Source organism: Proteiniphilum sp. LBM24028 (assembly GCF_056629195.1).
Genome location: NZ_CM152817.1, coordinates 2,517,904 through 2,536,627 on the forward strand (window position 1 = coordinate 2,517,904; position 18,724 = coordinate 2,536,627).

An 18,724-nucleotide genomic window follows, 5' to 3' on the forward strand; every position below is an offset into this window, starting at 1 on the left:
TAAACAGTTTTAAACATGTTTCCCCGCATTATTCAACCTGCAGAACCAATCCTTTCAGATATTCTCCCTCGGGGTGATATATGTTGACCGGATGATCGGCAGGTTGTGTCAGCTGATGCAGGATTCTTACCCGACGTCCCGAAATGGCAGCCGCAGTGAAGACAGCCAGCCTGAATTGTTCTCTTGTGATTGCCTGTGAACAGGAGAAAGTGAAAAGAAGTCCCCCCGAAGCAATCTTTTCCATTGCGGAATGGTTAAGTTTTTTGTATCCCTGCAGTGCATTGTTAATAGCACCACGATGTTTGGCAAATGCAGGCGGATCCAGCACAATGAGGTCATACTTCCCTTGCGGCATCTCTTTGAGAAATTTGAAAGCATCCTCCGCCAAGGCATGGTGCCGCGGTTCTTCGCCAAAATTCAGGCCCACATTCAGACCGGTCAGTGACACCGCTTTTGGGGAACTGTCCACGGAGTCCACAGCGGCTGCTCCGCCCCGCAGGGCATACACAGAAAAGCCACCCGTATAACAAAACATATTCAACACATGCCGGCCTCCGGCATACTGTTCAAGGAGCCAGCGATTTTCCCGTTGATCGATAAAAAAGCCGGTTTTTTGTCCCTTGAGCCAGTCAATATGAAATTTCAATCCGTTTTCCAGTACAACATCCTGTACTTGTTCACCTCCCAGAAGGTAGGTATCCAGGGCGTTGAGATTCGCCTTGTAAGGCAACGTTCCCTCCGATTTATAAAAGATATGCTTCGGCAAATCTTCTGGCAACACCTGCTTCAGGGCCTCCACAATAAGATTAAGATCCTTGTGCATTCCCACCGAATGAGCTTGAATGACAGCTGTACTTCCATATATGTCGACAATCAGCCCCGGGAGATGGTCACCCTCTCCATGAATCAGCCTGAAGGTGTTATTGCCGGGACGCAGGAGATGCAGTTGCTGCCTCAAATGATATGCCCGGGCAATATTTGTAGCATAGAATGAGGTGTCGATCGGCTCATCGTGAAATGAGAGAATACGAATGGCAATGCTGCCAATCTGATAATGTCCCGTACCCAGAAAGTTGCCGTCGGAGGCAACTACCCGCACCACATCGCCCTCCACAAGGTGATCTGGCTTTCTGGCTATGGCCCCCGAAAAGACCCAGGGATGAAATCGTTTCAGGGACTCCTCTTTCCCCGGACGTAACACAATTAAGTTCTGTTCGCTCATCGGAATTCTTTGGTTAAATGATTGTAAATACGCAGGCATGCCCAGGCGTCGATAGCAGCGTAAGATTGCTGTGCAGGAGTGAGTAGAGGTGCCTCCCAGTTGGAAAGACGCTGGCTCTTGGAGATTTTTTTCCCAAACAGAATTGCATAAATTTTCTGAAGGCTGTTGTCTTCAATACCAAACTTATCCACAAACAGCTGAAGATCAATAAAATTCTCAGGTTTGCGGACAGAACGCCTATGAATGGCAGCAAAATCGTCACGTAATGAAAGACCTATTTTCCTGATATCAGGATTGACCATGATTGACTCCAGTCCGTCCGGGTATCCTACCCGATTCAGGCGAAACAGATAACAGACATCCTCTGTAGCTAGCTGTAAGAGGGCCACCTTGTTCAGCTGACCGCGTTTGAAAGCCGGTTTTGTCTCAGTATCAAACCCCAGGGCTGGCTGGGAGGAAAGATAATTAAGGGCATTTGGTAATTCTTCTTCACGATCTATCACTTGAATTCTGCCACTGAATTTCTCTACAGGCAGTTCTGCTATTTGTTCTTTCGTTATTTTTAATCCCACAGATCGTCCCCGTTTAAATTAGCCTCTTCTCCTTCTTCCTCCGCTTCTCTGCTTCGAAGCGCGTGCAGCGGTCGCAGTACATTTACAAGCTTCTGGCCCCAATAGAGCAGGAAGTTATCTTTACAAACACAGATAGCATCCTGCATCTGTTCGGTCAGTTCAAACTGATAGATCGACACGAAATTGCGGATATCCTGGTAGATATCGGCAATATTTTCCGATATGGCCGCCCTCACCGGTGTGTCGCTATATTTCATATCTTCTACAAACACATCCAGATAGATGTCCTCTTCTCCCATGATGGCGGCAATACGGTCCGATACGCTTAAGTAGTCTTCTTCACTCACGAAGGTGACCGGCGGCTCTTCATTCAATGGAAAGGTCTCGGGAAGGAGAGAGGCTTTCACGTATAACAGGGGAAGCATCTTCAATGTCCTGTCAATCCATTCATCGCGCGAGATTGCCACGTCATTCTCGAGAAAAGATGAAAATTCCAACGCAATGGTAACAAAATCAAATACCGACTTGTGATAAATGGGTGTTTCGTTGTCTCTGTCTAACATAGCTGTTTATTTCTGTCTGCAAATGTACTGAATTTATTTTGTACACGGAAAGGGTTCTGTTTCAATTAGACCGGAATTGCAAGAGACTTTTTTTTTACAAAGAGCCGGCTTCCTGAAAATTATTTGCTTAAAGTTGCATGTTTCAAAAGTTTCGTCTACCTTGCATATTGTATGCGCCGTAAACTACCGCACCTTCTTTTCAGTTGTGCGGCTCTCAGTGACCTGCAACTGCGGGATTTGGATTTGCACGGCAAAAGGGTTCGTTTGGTCCGTGCAGAAGATTGAAAATAATTATCAGGGTTAAGAACGATGGATGATAAGGATTTGGGATCCGGCATTTCCAGGACCGTTCATTTGTGGCCCATGCTGCTCGTGATTACCGGCATAGGAGGATGCTTTGCCGGGGCTGCCATATCCAGAACTTACTGGGACTTTTTCGGAATGCTGTTTATTCTCTCCCTGGCATCGTTGTTGGCAGGTACTCTCTTTGGTTTTCTGTTCGGTATACCAAAGCTAAACCGTAATTACAATCCCCGCGGAGACGAAGGCCGTGCCACGAAGTATACACCCAACACGAATCTGGAAGATATATCGGACTGGCTGACAAAGATCATCATCGGTGTCACGCTGACACAGTTGACAAAGATTCCCGGCTACCTGCAAAGCATTGCCGGCTATATCCTTGCAAACAGCGACTGCGACACACTGAATTGTAACTTTGCCGGCCCTGTAATCATTTCACTGCTAATCTATTTCTTTATTGCCGGCTTTACCGCCGGTTATTACTACACCCGGCTGTTTCTCCCCAACCTTTTTTCTGTCATGGAAGAAAACAGCATTAGGAGAGAGGAGGTTGCCATCTGGCGGGAGGGTACAAAAAAAACACAGCAGCAGGCTGTAGATACTCATCCGGGGCAGAGAAATGTTTATCTGACAGAGGCCGAGAGGGATATTCTCGAAAAAATCAGAGGACAAAACAATCTGCCTACTGACTTTCACCTTTTGAGTCACCGGGAGATTGCAGCCATGAATGTATTACGTGCCAAAGGAATTTTGGAGGAGACACCCGACAGCCCAGTTCGGGGGAGGCACGCGATGCAGATTACCGATGCAGATGTCCTGCAATCATTTGAATGAGCTGCCCGTGCTTACCCTGAAACGGCGCAACCTCCACACCGGAATATATACCAGTAAAATTTAAAAAAATGAGACCACCCATTTTAGGAGAAAAGAGAATCCTCCCCGATTCCACTTCGGCGGATAATATTCACGGTAAATCAATCAGCCCTGCACATGTGCAGGAGACATATGGAAATCCGCTTTATACGGGCAGACATTTGCTTATCATCAGAGAGGGAAACAGGAATATTGCAAAAACCACGAAACTACTTGAGAAAAAATGGGGCTTTGTGGTTGCCAACACAGCCGATTTCGTGAATGAAACCATCCATGAAAGCAAGATAAAAGATGCCGATGTCCTGTTTTATAATGAACTGGGTATTGCGCTTTTGTCGGCAGACGACGACATGGTGAAATTACTGCATGATACGGCCGACTACATTATCGAGCCAGAAAAGGTTGTTTATATTCCCGATGAAATATCTGCCGGCACGGCAACAGATAATGTATGGGGTATTGAGGCCATAAAGGCACATGAATCGGTGTATACCGGTGCGGGAATAAGAATTGCAGTGTTGGATACAGGTTTTAACATGGATCATCCCGATTTCAAAGAGAGGAATCTGACTGCCTTCTCATTTGTACCCGACGAGACCGCGGAAGATAAGCACGGACATGGCACACATTGCATAGGAATTGCCTGCGGACGTACCAATACGAAAGGCATGCGATACGGTGTGGCTACAGAAGCCGATATCTATGCAGGGAAGGTACTCAGCAACCAGGGCAGCGGTGCACAGTCGTGGGTGCTGGATGGAATGACGTGGGCGGCAAACCATGGATGCCACGTATTGTCAATGTCGCTTGGATCAAAAGTATTCCCCGGACAAAGCTATGATATTGCCTACGAAAGAGCTGCCCAGTTTGCACTTTCAAAAGGGACACTCATTGTGGCCGCAGCCGGAAATGAAAGTAAACGCTCCGAAAACCGGTTCAGTCCGGTCGGCAGCCCTGCCGACTGCCCCTCCATCCTCGCGGTGGGAGCTATTGATTCTTCCCGGCAGATAGCCGATTTCTCTAACCGGGCTATCAATAAAGACGGACAGGTTGATATCGTAGCGCCGGGTGTGTCGGTCCATTCTTCCTGGCCCATGCCTGGCAGATATCGCATCCTTTCAGGAACCAGCATGGCTACTCCACATGTAGCGGGAATAATGGCACTTCTATTTGAAAAATATCCCGATGCCACTCCTGAGATCATCAGAGAAAGATTAACCGCGATAGCAGAAAGATTAGAGATCCCTGTCGAAGATGCGGGAGCAGGCCTCGTCATTGCGCCCTGAAGAGCAAAAAAGAAAATAAAAATATGAAACAGATTGTAATCACCATTTCCGCATATTATCTCGACCGACTGAATATTGTAGCAGAGAATCTGCGTGAAGAGGGGGTCACCATTACCCGCCTCTATGAGTTCGGGGTGATCATAGGATACGCAGAGGAGGAGACGATCGACAAAATAAGACACCACGAAGAGATCGCCTCTTTGACCGACGAAAAGGATGCAATTATTCCTCCTCCCGAAGAGGATATCCAGTCGTTACCGCCCGGCTAATACAGAAAAGGGATCGTCACTCAAAAAAAAATACAAAGATTTTGATAATCCGTTTGAAAATAATATCTTTGTAGACGAAAAGAAAGAGGGAAGCAGGAAACACCGCTTCCTTTTTTATTCATGGCTGTATCAAATGATCGAAAAAAGAGTGCTTACCGACCTCACGGTGGAATTTCTGCAAGATTCGCCCAACTATCTGATTGATGTAATTGTGGGGGCCGACAATACGATTACGGTGGAGATTGACAACGACCAGGGGGTGGATATCGATGATTGCGTGGCGCTGAGCCGCTATCTGGAGTCGAAACTTGATCGTGAAACAGAAGATTTTGAGCTTACGGTCACCTCGGCGGGACTTACCTCGCCTTTCAAGACGTCGCGTCAGTACAAAAAATATGAGGGTAAAGAGGTAGAAGTCCTCAGTAAACAGGGACAAAAAATGACAGGTATACTCAAGTCGTCCGATCCCGATGGATTCACACTCACCGTCACACGAAAAGTAAAACCGGAAGGAGCAAAGCGCAGGACCGAAGTAACAGAAGACCTCCGCTACGCATTCAGTGAAGTAAAATATACAAAATATCTGATAAGATTTTAATATTATATGGGCAAGAAGAAAGAAACCATAAGTCTCATAGATACATTTTCCGAATTCAATGAACTGAAGAATATCGACAAGGCAACGTTGATCAGCGTGCTGGAAGAGTCATTCCGTAATGTGATAACGAAGACAATCGGGACTGATGAAAATTACGATATCATCATCAACCCCGACAAGGGTGACCTTGAGATCTGGCGTAACCGGACCATTGTAGAAGACGACCAGCTCGAAGACCCCAACCTGCAGATTACGCTGTCTGAAGCCCTGAAAATAGACGATGACTTTGAAGTGGGTGAAGAAGTGACCGATGAAGTATCTCTGGATCACTTTGGCCGCCGCACTATTCTTAACCTGCGTCAGACACTGGCATCCAAGATACTGGAGCTGGAGAAGGACAATCTTTACAACAAGTACAAGGAAAAGGTGGGAGAGATTGTTTCGGGAGAGGTTTATCAGGTATGGAAAAAGGAGTTATTGTTGCTCGATGACGAGCACAATGAACTGATTCTGCCCAAAACAGAACAGATACCCAGTGATTTCTTCCGCAAGGGAGAGCATGCCCGTGCGGTAGTTGCCCGTGTAGAAAATAAGAACAACAACCCCAGAATCGTTCTTTCCCGCACATCGCCCGTATTTCTGGAGCGATTGTTTGAACAGGAGATACCTGAGATTGCCGACGGACTCATTACCATCAAGGGAATTGCCCGTATTCCGGGTGAACGTGCCAAGGTGGCCGTGGAAGCCTATGACGACAGAATTGACCCGGTAGGTGCCTGTGTGGGCATGAAAGGGTTCCGCATTCATGGTATTGTACGTGAACTGCGCAATGAAAATATTGATGTAATCAACTACACCAACAACACTTCCCTTTTCATTCAACGGGCGTTAAGTCCGGCGCGGATTAACTCCATCACCGTGAAGGAGGAGGAGCGGCGTGCCGAAGTCTTTTTGAATCCCGAGGAGGTGTCGCTTGCCATCGGTAAGGGAGGAGCCAACATTAAGCTGGCATCCATGCTTACCGGGTATAATATCGAGGTATTTCGTGATATCGATGATGTGGACGAAGAAGATATCTACCTCGATGAATTCCGTGATGAGATTGATGGCTGGGTGATAGACCAGTTGAAAAAGATCGGATGCTCCACAGCCAAAAACGTACTGGCTACGAGCAGGGAAAGACTCATCAGGGAAGCTGACCTGGAAGAAAGTACTGTAGACGAAGTACTGGCTATCCTGCGCTATGAATTTGAAGAAGAAGACGATAAAGGCGTTGAGGAGTAAGGATTATCGTTGACAATACACTGTTCACAACCATAAAAAGAGAGAAAAGGATAAACGAGTTATATGCCTATCAGACTAATAAAAGTATCGAAAAATTTGAATGTGGGAATCAACAGCCTTGTTGAATTTCTGCACAAGAAAGGTATCGAAATAGAAGCAAATCCTAACGCCAAAATAGAGGATGAACAGTACGACATACTGATCGCTGAATTCGGGAAAGACAAGAATATTCGCCGCGAAGCCACTGAAACCAGGGAGAAAATGCACCGTCGCGACGAAAAGCGCGAGACTGTGGCCATCGAAGGATATGAACTTCCCGTAGAACCGGCTCCGAAGAAGAAAGTGGAAAAAGAAACCATTGAGACCGAAATACCGAAGGAACTGAAACCTCATTTCAACGTTGTAGGCAGCATCGACCTGGACAATCTCCACAAGAAGAAAACCGAGTCGAAGCAGGAAGAAATTATCACTGTCGCACAGCCGGAAACGGAGATTCTCCCTGAAACGGAAATTATTTCTGAAGAACCGGTTGAAATTACGCCGGAACCGCAGACTCCGAAGGAACAGGAGATTATACACGAGCCGGTAATGGAAGAGCCGGAAGTACCAGAGACAGTTGAAGAAAAAACACCGGTGATAGCCAAAGAACAACCCGTGACGCACGAAGTAGAAGTAGAGGAAGAGGAAGGGATTCCCGCAGTTGAACCGCAGAAGATAGAAGATATTGAACCGGAAATAACAACGGAGACAGAGGAAACTCCTCAAACAGAAGAAGACACACTGACGGAAACAGCGGAGAAGGAGATACCTCAGTCGGAACAGTCTCGCTCCGATAAAGTTTTCCGCCTGCATAAAAATAAGCTGGAGTCTAATATTGTGGTTAAGGGATCCATTGATCTGGATGCAATCAATGATCGCACCCGTCCTCCCCGAAAATCAAGGGCGCAGCGTAAGAAAGAACGGCTTGAACGTGAACAAAAGGCGATCGACAGCAAAAGGCTGAAGGAGGAAAAAGTAAAGATACTCAAGAAAGAGGCAATCGATGAGAAGAAAAAGCAGCCGGCTATTCCCGATGCTGAAGACGAAAGCAAGAAGAGAAAACGCACGCGTATTCGCAGCGCCAAAGTAAACATCGATAAACCGGGTGCTGTAGGCCAGCCTCCCCGAGGCGAGAGGAAGCCTGCGCTGAGGAAGCCGATTAAGGCAGAGGTGAGTGAAGAAGATGTACAGAAGCAAATTAAGGAAACACTTGCCCGCCTCACCGAGAAGAGAGGCAAAAAGGGTGGGGCCAAATACCGACGGGAGAAAAGGGAAGCCAGCGCACAGCGTCATCAGGAAGAACTCAAACAGCAGGAAAGAGAAAGCCGCGTACTGCAGCTCACCGAGTTTGTGACGGCCAACGACCTGGCCAACATGATGAATGTACCGGTCACCAATGTAATCTCCACTTGTATGAGCCTGGGAGTGATGGTAGCTATCAACCAGCGTCTTGATGCAGAAACCATTAACATTGTGGCAGAAGAATATGGCTTCAAGACCCAGTATGTAAGTGCCGATGTAATTGAGGCAATCGCCGAGGAGGAGGATGATCCTGAAGATCTTACATCCCGTCCTCCCATTGTCACGGTAATGGGACATGTGGACCACGGAAAGACCTCCCTACTCGACAGTATCCGCAGCACGAACGTGATTGCTGGTGAAGCCGGGGGAATCACCCAACACATAGGAGCTTACAACGTGCAGTTGAACGACGGCAGAAAGATCACCTTCCTCGACACACCAGGCCACGAGGCATTTACGGCCATGCGTGCCCGTGGAGCCAAAGTGACGGACGTAGCCATTATTATCGTGGCTGCCGATGACAATGTGATGCCACAAACGGTGGAAGCAATCAACCATGCCGGTGCGGCAGGTGTGCCCATCGTGTTTGCAATCAACAAAATTGATAAACCCGGAGCTAATCCCGAAAAGATCAAGGAACGGCTTGCCGAGATGAACTACCTGGTGGAAGACTGGGGCGGTAAATATCAGTCGCAGGATATTTCCGCAAAGAAAGGCATTGGTATTCAGGAACTGCTCGAGAAGGTATTGCTTGAGGCAGACCTTCTGGAACTGAAAGCCAACCCCAATCGGAGGGCATCGGGCTCCATCATTGAGTCGGAACTCGACAAGGGCCGCGGTTACGTATCTACGGTACTGGTAGAAAACGGTACCCTGCATCAGGGAGACATCGTGATTGCCGGTGCCTACTTTGGTCGTGTGAAGGCGATGTTCAACGAGCGTAACCAACGTATTGAGGAGGCCGGTCCTGCTGAACCGGCACTAATCCTCGGCCTTAATGGCGCTCCACAGGCAGGTGATACCTTTAATGTGATGGAAACGGAACAGGAAGCACGTTCCATTGCCAACCGCCGTGAACAACTGCAACGCGAACAGTCGATACGTACCCAGAAGATGCTCACCCTCGATGATATCGGTCGCAGGATCGCCATTGGCAACTTCCAGCAGTTGAACATCATTGTGAAAGGTGACGTGGACGGTTCGGTAGAGGCTCTCTCCGACTCGCTCATCCAGCTCTCAACCGAAGAGATACAGGTAAATGTGATTCACAAGGCCGTGGGTCAGATATCAGAATCAGACGTAACACTGGCAGCCGCCTCCGACGCCATCATCATTGGCTTTCAGGTGCGTCCCTCACTGGGTGCGCGTAAGGAAGCTGAAAAAGTGGGAGTGGACATCCGGCTCTACTCCATCATCTATGATGCCATTGAAGAGGTAAAAGCGGCCATGGAAGGGATGCTTTCACCCGAGATCAAGGAAGATATTACAGGAAACGTGGAAGTACTGGATGTGTTTAAAATCACGAAAGTGGGAACCGTGGCCGGTAGCATGGTGCGAGACGGGAAAATCAAGCGCTCCAGTCGTGTCCGTCTGGTAAGAGACGGTATCGTGATCTTCACTGGCGAACTGGATTCACTGAAACGATTCAAGGAAGATGTGAAAGAGGTCACATCGGGTTACGAATGCGGTATTACCATCCGTAACTTTAACGACATAAAAGTGGGCGACGTAATTGAAGCCTTCGAAGAGACTGAGATAAAGAAAACATTGTAGAGACGCCCCTTCTCTTATAAGAATCCTGCAAAACGGGATAAGGGAGCATATTTGTAACCAGTTGACATTGTTATTTTAATTCCTACCCTGACAGCGGCCGCATCCGCTTTCACAAAAGCTGATGCGGCCGCAACACACAGGGATGGATGTCAGGAGGCAATCAACAGGCGAAATGATTAAGGAAATGGTTTTATAAAATAAATGATTATGACAAAGAAGATTTTTTTCAGCCTTAGTTTGTTTATTTTGTTGATCAATACGACAGCATTTGCACAGTATACGCCGCAGGTAAGCGTGGCGTTCGTAAATACCTCTGAACTGCTGGATCAGTTTCCGGAAAAAGAGGCGGCTACACAACAGCTACTTGCTTTAAGCGACAATTACAAGAAAGAACTTGAACTGATGCAAAACGAATACAACAAGAAGTATTCTGACTATATCACCTATCAGTCATCATTGGCCGAAAATATCAAGTTGCGCAGAATGCAGGAGCTTACTGAGCTGGAAAACAGGATGCAGCAATTTATGGAGCTGGCACAGAAAGATATTGAAAATCAGGAAAAGGTTTTGCTGGAGCCACTCAGACAAAAGATCAGCCAGGCCATCCATGCTGTAGGAATTGAACGGCATTACACTGTTATTTACGACCTTGCCAATCCCGGCATTGCTTTCGTTTCGCCCTCGGCAGTCGATGCGAATCCTTTTGTAAAGCAAAGGCTGGGCATTCATTAAATAATATCTGCCACGGTGAAAAAACAGGCTGCCCCGGACACAGGTGCAATCGGCATATTTGATTCAGGCTACGGCGGACTCACCGTTCTGTCCGAAATAAAGTCACTAATGCCGGAATATGACTACATCTATCTGGGTGACAATGCCCGTGCGCCCTACGGGAGCCGTTCCTTTGAGAGTGTCTATGAATTTACCCTCGAAGCGGTAGAATGGTTTTTCTCTCATGGCTGCCCGCTGGTCATCCTGGCATGTAACACAGCCTCGGCAAAGGCATTGCGCACCATCCAACAGGTCAACCTGCCTGTTATAAATCCCTCCGGACGGGTATTGGGTGTCATCCGCCCCACAGCAGAAAGTCTTTCGGGTTTGTCCCGGACAAATCACATCGGAATTCTGGGAACCGAAGGAACCATCCAGTCGGGCTCATACGAAATAGAAATACAAAAACTTCACCCGCAACTCACGGTCACCGGTGAAGCCTGCCCCATGTGGGTGCCTCTCGTGGAGAACAGGGAGTTTGACAAGCCCGGAGCCGATTATTTTCTGAAGCAGCATATCAATCGCATACTTGAGAAGGATCCGCTGATCGACACCCTTATCCTTGGTTGTACCCACTATCCATTGCTGATGGCCGGAATAAAACGTTTCCTTCCGGCCGGCGTGAAGGTAATTGCACAGGGAAGCTATGTAGCTGCAAGCCTGAAAGAATATCTACACCGGCACCCGGAGATGGAGCAACGATGTGCCAGAAATGGTACCGTCCGTTACTTCACGACCGAATCACCAGAAAAATTTAAACAACAGGCATCCCTCTTCCTAAATGAACAGGTTGATGCCAAAAAAGCAACACTCATAAAGAAATCATGAACTGGTTCGACATACTCGTGGGCATCCTGCTGTTGATTGCTTTTGTCAACGGCTACCGCAAGGGGCTTATCATGCAGCTTGTAGGACTGGCCATCCTTGTGATGTCTGCCATCTTCGGCGGCAGGCTGGCAGAGAATATTCTCCCGCAGATCAACCGTCTGACAGAGCTTTCTCCTGATGTAGCGAGGGTACTGTCCTTCATTCTGGCTTTTGTGCTCATCGCCGTCATACTTTCACTGATTGGCCGTCTTATACAGAGATTCATTGATGTGGTTCTTCTGAGTTTCATCAATCGCATACTCGGTAGCGTGATAGCTTTGGGAACCATGATGCTATTTTTGAGCATCCTACTGAACCTGGTGCTGATGCTTGATAAAAATGAAACAGTCATCAACAAAAAAACACAGGAGGAATCATTCTTCTTCGAGCGTGTGGAGGCGGTCGTGCCTGCCATCATACCCTATATGAACAAGAAGTTTTGGGAGGAATATATTCCTGGGAACTACCGGGATGAGCTTGAACGAAAATCCGACAGTATTTACCACTATTTACCGGAAGGGGTCCGGATAGATTCAACCTACCAGCAACGACATTTTAAAGTGAATTGATGGGAAATAAAATTCAGATACATAAAGAGGGAAAGGCTCCGTTAATCAGGATATTTACAATACTTCTGCTCATTAACCTGGTTACTTTCATTTTATTGCCGGAAACGCTTTTCACAACAGTTATTTTTGGCCTGTCACTGCTTCTGTTCGCCATGACACTTAACTTTTACAAAAGGCCGGAACGGACCTATAAAGGCGATTTGCATGGCCTGGTAAATGCTCCTACCGACGGGAAAATTGTTGCCATTGAAAAGGTGAAAGAAAATGAGTTTCTGCACGACGAAAGAATAAAGATATCCATTTTCATGTCTTTTTTCAACGCCCACTCCAACTGGGTACCGGTGACAGGAAAAATCACTCATCTTTCTCATGTGGACGGAAACTTTCATGCCGCCTTTCTACCCAAATCCAGCAGTGAGAATGAACACACCAACATACTGATAGAAACGCCGGGACACGGGGTGATTCTTACCAGGCAGATTGCCGGGGCCATGGCACGACGTATCATCACCTATGTAAAGGAAGGAGAAACGGTGCACATAGGTTCACCACTGGGTTTCATCAAACTGGGTTCCAGAATGGATATTTATCTGCCACCCGACAGCGATATTCTGGTAGATTACGGCGAGGAAGTGCGGGCCAATGTCACTTTTCTGGCACGTCTGAATAAACAAAATCAATAAAAGTCATGCGGAAAAATATACCCAATATCATCACGCTGGCCAATCTGTTTTCAGGGTGCATTGCCGTCACAATGGCCTTTGAAGGAAATTTTACCGCTGTAACAGTCTGGGTGATCATGGCTGCACTTTTCGATTTTCTCGACGGAGTTTTTGCCCGGTGGTTAAACGCATATTCCAGCATTGGCAAGGAGTTGGACTCACTGGCCGATGTAGTCAGTTTTGGTGTGGCACCGGCAGCGGCCCTCTTTATTTTACTGCGCGACCACACGCAGCTTCCCGTTATGACAGGGCAACTGCAACTTTATATCCCCTACATTGCTTTTCTGATTCCGCTTTTTTCGGCATTGCGACTGGCCAAATTCAATATAGACGAACGACAAACCATCTCGTTCAGAGGACTGCCCACCCCGGCCAACGGCCTTTTCTGGGCAAGCTTCACTGTGACCCTTTCAGGTATAGCCGGCAGCAGTAACATCATTTTTCCGGTGATCGTCATTCTTGTAGCCCTCCTCTGCTGGCTGATGATTTCAGACGTACCGATGTTCTCACTGAAAATAAAAAAAATATCCTGGAAAGGTAATGAGCGGCAGTGGCTCCTGGCAACACTAATGATTGTTTCTGTTGCCCTGTGGGGCCTGACCGGTATCGCCTGGGGTATACTCGCATACATTGTACTTTCTCTGGTTGCCCACAATCCAATCGTTAAATAATTCAAACCATTCCTGTGGGTCAGTCGATTCGTCGTATCTTTACTGTCATTTTAAATTTATACAAACCTTATGGGAATTCTAATTAAATTTTTGCTTTTCTTCACCATAGTTTATCTGCTGATGAAAGCATTTGTCGGCTTTTTAGGAGGAAAAAAACAGAAACAACCTCCCCGACCACAGCAGCGTGCAGCACAACCCAGACAACCCGAAACACAGAACGACCGTATTATCGAGTATCAAAAGAAAAACTTCGAGAAGAGTGAAGTGGAAGATGTGGAATTCGTGGAGATGAAAGACCGGGAAAAGGAAGAGTAAAAAAACAGATATACATAAAATCATTAAAATCATATACACAGATCATGACAGATATTTTTGAAAGGCTGAAAAATGTCAACGGCCCACTGGAACAGTATCGCCAGAAAGCAGAAGGTTATTTTATGTTTCCAGAACTGGAGGGAGAAATAGGACCGCGGATGCAGTTCCATGGCAGGGAGGTAATCACATGGAGTTTAAACAATTACCTGGGACTAGCCAACCATCCTGAAGTACGTGAGGCTGATGCAAAAGCAGCAGCGGACTGGGGTATGGCCTACCCTATGGGTGCCCGCATGATGTCGGGACAGACAAAATATCACAAGGATCTGGAAGTAAAACTGGCCCGTTTTGAGAAGAAGGAGGCAGCCTACCTGCTCAACTATGGTTACCAGGGAATGGTGTCGATCCTTGATTCTTTGGTCTCGAGGAACGATGTCATTGTCTACGATTCCGAATCACATGCCTGCATCATGGACGGCATTTTCCTGCATAAGGCTAAGGGTGGCAAGAGCTTCGTATATCCGCACAACGACATGGAACGGTGTGAAAAGATGCTCGGTTTTGCCACACGGAAGGCAGAAGAAACCGGTGGTGGTATCCTGGTTATTACCGAAGGAGTCTTCGGCATGTCCGGCGATCTGGGCGATCTTCCCGGCATTGTGAAGTTGCGTGAGAAGTACAGCTTCCGCCTGATGATTGACGATGCCCACGGCTTTGGCACTATGGGTGAGACCGGCGCAGGAGCCAGCGAGTACTTCGGGCTTATGGACGAGGTGGATATTTACTTTGCCACCTTCGCCAAGTCTATGGCCGGCATTGGTGCTTTTGTCGCCTCCGAAAAGGCGATTGTGGATTCACTGAAATATAACATGCGCTCGCAGATCTTTGCCAAGTCGCTTCCCATGCCCATGGTTATTGGTGCACTGAAACGGCTGGAGATCCTGCAAACACAGCCACAACACAGGGAAAATCTGTGGAAGGTGGTCAGGTCCCTCCAGAAGGGGCTGGTAACCGAAGGATTCAACATCGGCAATACCCAGTCGCCCGTTACGCCGGTCTATGTGAAGGGAAACGTGGCAGAGGGAACCAACATCGTAGCCGACTTGCGTGAAAATCACGGTATCTTCTGCTCTATTGTGGCCTACCCCGTCGTTCCAAAAGATGTGCTGATGCTCCGCCTTATTCCTACTGCCGCCCACACGCAGAAGGAGGTAGACGAGACCATTGCTGTTTTCAAAAAAATAAAAATAAATCTCGAAGCAGGGAAATATAAAGCAGAAGAAATGCAATCGATGTCGATTGAATAATCAGAGACCTTTATTACATGTTACGTGTCAAAATACAGCACAAATACCACCTGACCTGTACACAATGTGGCCATGTGACTCCCAACTTCTGGACATGGTTCGACCAGAACCAGCAGTGTCCTCGATGCGGAAGCAAACATTCCGAAGTGTGGTACAACAGGAGATACCAGCGCCTGCCACGCATCATCCGGCGCAAGGCCGACAGCTTCTGGCATTATTTTCCTTTTCTACCCCTGCTACGACGGAGGCATATCATCTCCAAGGGTGAAGGAGCCATTCCCGTGGAACGATGGACCTTTCTGGAAGAGTTTGCCAGGAAAGAGTTTCATCTCGATATCAGTGTACATGTCTACCGCAATGATCTGAATGGCGGCACGGGGACTTTCAAGGATATTGCAGCATCCATGGCAGCCAGTCTCTTCAACGAACTTGGAATCAAGCAGTATTGCATTGCCTCTACCGGCAACTCCGCCACGGCCTATGCCAAATATCTCTCCATGGCCAACGTGAACTGTTCCGTCTTCATGCCCGAGGATGCCATTAAAACCTCGGAGGCTACCATCAGTTCATACGGACAGCAAGTCTTCCGGGTGATGGGCGATTATGCCAGGGCAAAAGAAATTGCCGCCGGGTATGCAAAAATTCACAACATTCCTATGTCCACAGGGAATATTGACCCAATCCGTGTGGAAGCCAAGAAAACCATGGTTTTTGAGTGGCTGCGACAGATGGAAAAATTTCCCGATGTCTATATCCAGGCGGTGAGTGGCGGTACGGGCCCCATTGCTATCGACAAGGGACTACGGGAGATCAAACACGTATATCCCGAGTTGAAGAATCCGCGCTTTCTGCTCGTGCAGACCGATAAGTGCGACCCCATGGTGCAGGCATGGGAAAAGGCCGAGAAAGCAGGTTTCCCTGAGGGATTCGAAAAAGAGTACCCTGTCATCGATAACCCCCAGACGGAAGTACCTACGCTGGCTACCGGCAACCCGGCATCCTATCCCATTGTGGCAAGACTGGTAAAAAATTCCGGTGGTGCCTTCCTGCGCATGCGGGAATCGAAGCTGCTGTCTATGGGAAAGCTCATGGCCTATGAGAAGAAGGTGATTCCAGGTCCCGCCTCGGCAGTGGCCATGGCCGGATTTTTTGTTGCATTGCGTAAGAACCAGATCAAAAACGGTGAGACGGTATTGATCAATCTCGGCGAGGGACCCAACAGGGCACCCTACTATCTGGAGCAGATGATCTACACCTCGCACAATGTGAGTAATGTGGACGAATGTGTTCCCCACTCCATCGACGATTTTCGTGCCCGGCTCTGGAACGAATTATTAGAGAATTGATCACTGACCGCTAAAAATATGCCAACCAACAAAACCATATGGATCACGGGCGCCTCATCGGGTATCGGAGAGGCATGTGCCTATGCATTTGCCCGTGAAAAGGCGAACCTCATTCTTACCGCCACGCGTACCGACAGGCTGGCAGAAGTGGAACAGAAGTGTCTCAGCCTGGGAGCCCAATGCAAGATACTCACTTTCGACCTGTCCAATCTGGAAGATATGGATACACTCACCGACAATGCCTTTGCTGCGTTCGGTCAAATCGACATCGCCTACCTCAATGCCGGCATCAGTCAACGTGGTAAAACCATGCAGACCGACTTTGCAGTGGACCGAAAGATCATGGATGTGAACTTCTTCGCACCGGTCAGGATCACCAAGAGGCTGCTGCCGAAAATGATAGAAAACGGCGGTGGTACAATTGCCGTCACAAGCAGCATAGCCGGCAAGTTTGGCTTTCCGCTGCGCTCGTCCTATGCCTCCTCCAAATTTGCTCTCTATGGCTTTTTCGAGACTGTACATGCCGAGTATTACGATGAAAATATCCGTGTGGTGATGGTCTGCCCCGGCAGGGTGCGCACGCAGATATCCTTCAACGCACTGGAGGCGGATGGTACAAAACACGGACGGATGGACGAAGGACAACAGAGAGGAATCACGGCAGAAAAGGCAGCCCGGAAGATTGTGAAAGCAATCAAACAGCAGAAACCGGAAGTGCTGGTAGGCGGTCCCGAGCTACTGATGGTGTACATCAAACGATTTCTCCCCGCCCTCTCGCGAAGGCTGGTGCGGCAGATCAATGCCACCTGACCGGACCATTTCTCCGGTTCCACATCTTACTTCCTCTCCGCCATTCAATTCTGTTCCACCGGATTCACACTCACTCAAACTCTCAACAAATGACACAAGACTATAACATTGCCGGCATCCAGCAGGTAGGCATCGGAGTCGAAAATCTCTACGAAGCCTGGAAGTACTATATTGAACTGTTCCAGATGGACATTCGCATCCTGGAGGATAACAAGGTGGCGGAACTGATGCTGCCCTATACGGGCGGTAGGCCGCAACGGAGGCACGCCGCCATCGCAGTCAACATGCAGGGTGGCGGAGGATTTGAAGTGTGGCAATATGCCGAACGGAAGCCGCAACCTCTCACCTTCGAACTGATGATGGGCGACCTGGGGGTACTAGTCTGCAAGATCAAAAGCAGGGATGTAGCCCGTGCCTTTGATGCCTTCTCCCGTAACCCGAAGGCACAACTTGCAGGCGGACTCAATGATAATATAGACGGCAGACAGACCTTCTACCTGAAAGACCCCTATGGAAATCTGTTCCAGGTGGTACAGGACGACTATCTCTTCAAGAATGAAGGCCGGCTGACCAGTGGTGTGGCAGGTGTTACCATCGGCGTGACTGATATGGAGAGGGCGATGAAGGTTTATAAAGATATTTTGGGGTACGACACCATCCTGGCCGACGAGACCGGCCTGTTCCCCGATTATGCAGCATTGCCCGGAGGAACGGGACGCTTCCGCCGGCGGCTGCTGGGTCACTCCCGACCAAGAAAAGGGAGCTTCAGCGAACTGTTCGGTCCCTCCCGCATCGAATTGGTGCAGGCACTGGAACGGACCCCGCGAAAGATTTACGAAGGCCGGTTCTGGGGAGATCCGGGCTTTATCCAGGTATGCTTCGACATCCGCAACATGGAGGCGCTTGGCAAGCACTGTGCAGCGCTGGGACATCCATTCACGGTGGACACCACACAGAAATTCAGAGAAGGCAGCTCATTTGATATGGGCGATGCAGCGGGACAGTTCGCCTATATCGAAGATCCGGACGGCACGCTGATCGAGTTCGTGGAGACCCACAAGGTGCCGCTGGTGAAAAAGCTGGGACTGAGCATCAACCTGCAAAACAGGAATCCTGAAAAGCCGCTTCCTCGATGGATGCTGAAAGCACTGAGCCTGATGCGGGTGCAACCGGAACGTTTGCAGTAACCGGCAGAGAGAGCCTTTGCTCCGGACGAACCGATAATGGAAAGCAGCGGACACCTGGCGGCCACCGACAAATGC

Annotated in this window: 19 protein-coding genes; 16 read left to right on the top strand and 3 right to left on the bottom strand. The window is 48.4% G+C overall.

The window, feature by feature from the left end; genetic code table 11:
• Positions 1 to 28 precede the first annotated feature (28 nt).
• Genes AC1HCU_RS10090 through AC1HCU_RS10100 form a run of 3 tightly spaced genes read right to left on the bottom strand, consistent with a single transcriptional unit; the run spans position 29 to position 2,357 of the window.
• Positions 29 to 1,222: a class I SAM-dependent rRNA methyltransferase gene (locus AC1HCU_RS10090; RefSeq protein ID WP_480365649.1), complete on the bottom strand. Its 1,194-nt coding sequence runs from the start codon at positions 1,220 to 1,222 to the stop codon at positions 29 to 31.
• Positions 1,219 to 1,794, bottom strand: a complete 576-nt coding sequence (locus AC1HCU_RS10095; protein ID WP_480365651.1) for a 3'-5' exonuclease — start codon at positions 1,792 to 1,794, stop codon at positions 1,219 to 1,221. The genes AC1HCU_RS10090 and AC1HCU_RS10095 overlap by 4 nt, the downstream gene beginning before the upstream one ends.
• Complete coding sequence (locus tag AC1HCU_RS10100) at positions 1,785 to 2,357, bottom strand: DUF5063 domain-containing protein (RefSeq protein WP_480365653.1); 573 nt, start codon at positions 2,355 to 2,357, stop codon at positions 1,785 to 1,787. The genes AC1HCU_RS10095 and AC1HCU_RS10100 overlap by 10 nt, the downstream gene beginning before the upstream one ends.
• A 309-nt stretch (positions 2,358 to 2,666) precedes the next feature.
• Between AC1HCU_RS10100 and AC1HCU_RS10105 the strand changes: the two genes are divergently transcribed.
• From AC1HCU_RS10105 to AC1HCU_RS10180, 16 genes are all read left to right on the top strand, one after another.
• Positions 2,667 to 3,494, top strand: coding sequence for a hypothetical protein (locus AC1HCU_RS10105; RefSeq protein WP_321721987.1), 828 nt, complete (start codon positions 2,667 to 2,669; stop codon positions 3,492 to 3,494).
• A gap of 68 nt (positions 3,495 to 3,562) precedes the next feature.
• The gene (locus tag AC1HCU_RS10110; protein WP_480365655.1) at positions 3,563 to 4,819 is read left to right on the top strand and encodes a S8 family peptidase; all 1,257 of its coding nucleotides are present in this window, start codon (positions 3,563 to 3,565) and stop codon (positions 4,817 to 4,819) included.
• A 23-nt stretch (positions 4,820 to 4,842) separates the two neighbouring features.
• On the top strand, positions 4,843 to 5,088 hold the full coding sequence (locus AC1HCU_RS10115; RefSeq protein WP_480365657.1) for a hypothetical protein: 246 nt from the start codon (positions 4,843 to 4,845) through the stop codon (positions 5,086 to 5,088).
• Between the two features lie 133 nt (positions 5,089 to 5,221).
• A complete protein-coding gene (gene rimP / locus AC1HCU_RS10120) occupies positions 5,222 to 5,686 on the top strand; it encodes a ribosome assembly cofactor RimP (protein WP_480371155.1) in 465 nt (154 codons plus the stop codon).
• Positions 5,687 to 5,692: 6 nt separating this feature from the next.
• On the top strand, positions 5,693 to 6,970 hold the full coding sequence (gene nusA, locus AC1HCU_RS10125) for a transcription termination factor NusA (protein WP_480365659.1): 1,278 nt from the start codon (positions 5,693 to 5,695) through the stop codon (positions 6,968 to 6,970).
• A gap of 63 nt (positions 6,971 to 7,033) precedes the next feature.
• On the top strand, positions 7,034 to 10,084 hold the full coding sequence (infB, locus tag AC1HCU_RS10130) for a translation initiation factor IF-2 (RefSeq protein WP_480365661.1): 3,051 nt from the start codon (positions 7,034 to 7,036) through the stop codon (positions 10,082 to 10,084).
• 207 nt (positions 10,085 to 10,291) lie between these two features.
• Entirely contained in the window at positions 10,292 to 10,816 is a 525-nt protein-coding gene (locus AC1HCU_RS10135; RefSeq protein ID WP_480365663.1) for an OmpH/Skp family outer membrane protein, read from the top strand.
• 15 nt (positions 10,817 to 10,831) lie between these two features.
• Complete coding sequence (murI, locus tag AC1HCU_RS10140) at positions 10,832 to 11,683, top strand: glutamate racemase (protein ID WP_480365665.1); 852 nt, start codon at positions 10,832 to 10,834, stop codon at positions 11,681 to 11,683.
• A complete protein-coding gene (locus tag AC1HCU_RS10145) occupies positions 11,680 to 12,291 on the top strand; it encodes a CvpA family protein (protein ID WP_480365667.1) in 612 nt (203 codons plus the stop codon). Before murI ends, AC1HCU_RS10145 begins: the two co-directional genes overlap by 4 nt.
• 11 nt (positions 12,292 to 12,302) lie before the next feature.
• Entirely contained in the window at positions 12,303 to 12,974 is a 672-nt protein-coding gene (locus tag AC1HCU_RS10150) for a phosphatidylserine decarboxylase family protein (protein ID WP_480371158.1), read from the top strand.
• 5 nt (positions 12,975 to 12,979) lie between these two features.
• A complete protein-coding gene (gene pssA, locus AC1HCU_RS10155; protein ID WP_480365669.1) occupies positions 12,980 to 13,684 on the top strand; it encodes a CDP-diacylglycerol--serine O-phosphatidyltransferase in 705 nt (234 codons plus the stop codon).
• Between the two features lie 69 nt (positions 13,685 to 13,753).
• Positions 13,754 to 13,999, top strand: coding sequence for a hypothetical protein (locus AC1HCU_RS10160; protein WP_321721988.1), 246 nt, complete (start codon positions 13,754 to 13,756; stop codon positions 13,997 to 13,999).
• Between the two features lie 44 nt (positions 14,000 to 14,043).
• Positions 14,044 to 15,306 carry an aminotransferase class I/II-fold pyridoxal phosphate-dependent enzyme gene (locus AC1HCU_RS10165; RefSeq protein WP_480365671.1) on the top strand — a complete coding sequence of 421 codons (1,263 nt, stop codon included), beginning with the start codon at positions 14,044 to 14,046 and terminating at the stop codon, positions 15,304 to 15,306.
• A gap of 17 nt (positions 15,307 to 15,323) precedes the next feature.
• Positions 15,324 to 16,652: a threonine synthase gene (locus tag AC1HCU_RS10170; protein ID WP_480365673.1), complete on the top strand. Its 1,329-nt coding sequence runs from the start codon at positions 15,324 to 15,326 to the stop codon at positions 16,650 to 16,652.
• 18 nt (positions 16,653 to 16,670) lie between these two features.
• Positions 16,671 to 17,462: an SDR family oxidoreductase gene (locus AC1HCU_RS10175; protein ID WP_480365675.1), complete on the top strand. Its 792-nt coding sequence runs from the start codon at positions 16,671 to 16,673 to the stop codon at positions 17,460 to 17,462.
• Between the two features lie 89 nt (positions 17,463 to 17,551).
• On the top strand, positions 17,552 to 18,649 hold the full coding sequence (locus AC1HCU_RS10180; RefSeq protein WP_480365677.1) for a VOC family protein: 1,098 nt from the start codon (positions 17,552 to 17,554) through the stop codon (positions 18,647 to 18,649).
• Positions 18,650 to 18,724: the final 75 nt, after the last annotated feature.